Origin of the sequence: Kitasatospora purpeofusca, from assembly GCF_000718025.1 — a bacterium.
Lineage (GTDB): Bacteria > Actinomycetota > Actinomycetes > Streptomycetales > Streptomycetaceae > Kitasatospora > Kitasatospora purpeofusca.
Window position 1 is genome coordinate 1 of record NZ_JODS01000074.1, and the last position, 1,777, is coordinate 1,777.

General features: G+C 72.7%; 2 protein-coding genes and 1 pseudogene. All 3 read left to right on the forward strand.

Going from position 1 to position 1,777, the window contains the following annotated elements; translation table 11 throughout:
- Window positions 1-121, forward strand: a pseudogene (locus tag IF01_RS50765) (iron uptake system protein EfeO); the annotation flags it as partial.
- A gap of 142 nt (window positions 122-263) precedes the next feature.
- On the forward strand, window positions 264-1,580 hold the full coding sequence (gene efeB / locus IF01_RS0140705; protein ID WP_030398669.1) for an iron uptake transporter deferrochelatase/peroxidase subunit: 1,317 nt from the start codon (window positions 264-266) through the stop codon (window positions 1,578-1,580).
- A gap of 50 nt (window positions 1,581-1,630) precedes the next feature.
- Window positions 1,631-1,777, forward strand: a 147-nt coding sequence (locus IF01_RS46560) for an FTR1 family protein (protein WP_208624409.1), incomplete at its 3' end; no start/stop codon positions are given.

Below are 1,777 nucleotides of genomic sequence, written 5' to 3' on the forward strand. Positions count from 1 at the left end.
CGACGGCAGCTACACCTCCTACGACAAGGTCACCGACACCGAGCGCAAGACCTTCTCCGACGCCGTCAACTCCCTCGGCGAGCCCCTCTCCAAGCTCGCTGCCGCCGTGGTCGTCAAGTAACCACCGCGGTCCGGTGCGCGCGGCCGTCCGCGGCGCGCGCACCGGACCCCGCACCGCGCACCACATCCGGTACTCCGCCGTGGCGGCCCCTGCGGCCGCCGCGGCATCCGTGAGTTCAGCACAGAGAAGGGTCCACCCGCCCATGGACGCCGAGAACCAGCAGCAGAACGCGACGTCGGCCGCCACCGCCGACGCCACCGCAGAGGCGTCGGCCGGCCGCGCCCCGGTCAGCCGCCGTGCCGTCATCGGCTGGGCCGGTGCCGGGGTCGCGCTGGGTGCCGCCGGTGTCGGCTCGGTCGCCGCCGCGACCCGCCAGGACGACGACACCCCGGCCGCGCCCGCCGCCACCGCGGACATCCCGTTCTTCGGCGACCACCAGTCGGGCATCGCCACCCCGGTCCAGGACCGGCTGCACTTCGCCGCGTTCGACGTCTCGTCGACCGCCACCCGCGACTCGCTGGTCCGGATGCTGAAGGAGTGGACCAAGGCCGCCGCCGCGATGACCGGCGGCCGCGAGGTCGGCAGCGGCGCCGCCAGCGGTCTGCCGGAGGCACCGCCGGACGACACCGGCGAGGCCCTGGGCCTGCCGGCCTCCCGGCTCACCCTCACCATCGGCTTCGGTCCGAGCCTGTTCGAGAAGGACGGCACGGACCGCTTCGGCCTCAAGGCCCGGAGGCCCGAGGCCCTGATCGACCTCCCGAAGTTCAAGGGCGACAACCTCGACCCGCAGCGCAGCGGCGGCGACCTGTGCATCCAGGCCTGCGCCGACGACCCGCAGGTGGCGGTCCACGCGATCCGCAACCTGGCCCGGATCGGCATGGGCACCGTCAACATCCGCTGGTCGCAGCTGGGTTTCGGCAAGACCTCGTCCACCACCCCGGACGCGCAGACCCCGCGCAACATGATGGGGTTCAAGGACGGCACCCACAACATCGCCGGCACCGACACCGCGAAGCTCGCCGAGCACGTCTGGGCCGCCCCCGGCGAGGGCCCGGACTGGATGACCGGCGGCTCCTACCTGGTGGCCCGCCGGATCCGGATGCACATCGAGACCTGGGACCGCACCTCGCTCAAGGAGCAGGAGGACGTCTTCGGCCGCACCAAGGGCGAGGGCGCCGCGTACGGGCGGACCAAGGAGCACGACGCCCCGGACCTCAAGGCGATGCCCGCCGACGCCCATGTCCGGCTGGCCCACCCGGAGTCCAACGACGGCCTGATGATCCTGCGCCGCGGCTTCTCCTTCACCGACGGCACCGACGGCCTCGGCCGGCTGGACGCGGGCCTGTTCTTCCTGGCCTACCAGCGCGACACCCGCAAGGCGTTCGTCCCGCTGCAGCAGCGGCTCGCGGCCTCCGACAAGCTGAACGAGTACATCCAGCACGTCGGTTCCGCGCACTTCGCCTGCCCCGCGGGCGTCCGCAAGCCCGGCGAGTGGTGGGGCCAGGCCCTCTTCGGCTGACCTCCCGCCCGTTTCGCCCGTACCACCCTCCTCACCCCCAGGGAGCCGGCGTGTTCGCCAACTATCTGATCGGCCTGCGCGAAGGACTCGAAGCCAGTCTGGTCGTCTGCATCCTCATCGCCTACCTGGTCAAGACCGGCCGCCGGGAGAAGCTCCCGCCGGTGTGGACCGGCGTCGGCGCCGCCGTGCTGCTGTCG

Bases quoted from the DNA above. Each gene is read 5' to 3' on its own strand.
- efeB (WP_030398669.1), top strand. From the start codon at position 264: ATGGACGCCGAGAACCAGCAGCAGAACGCGACGTCGGCCGCCACCGCC.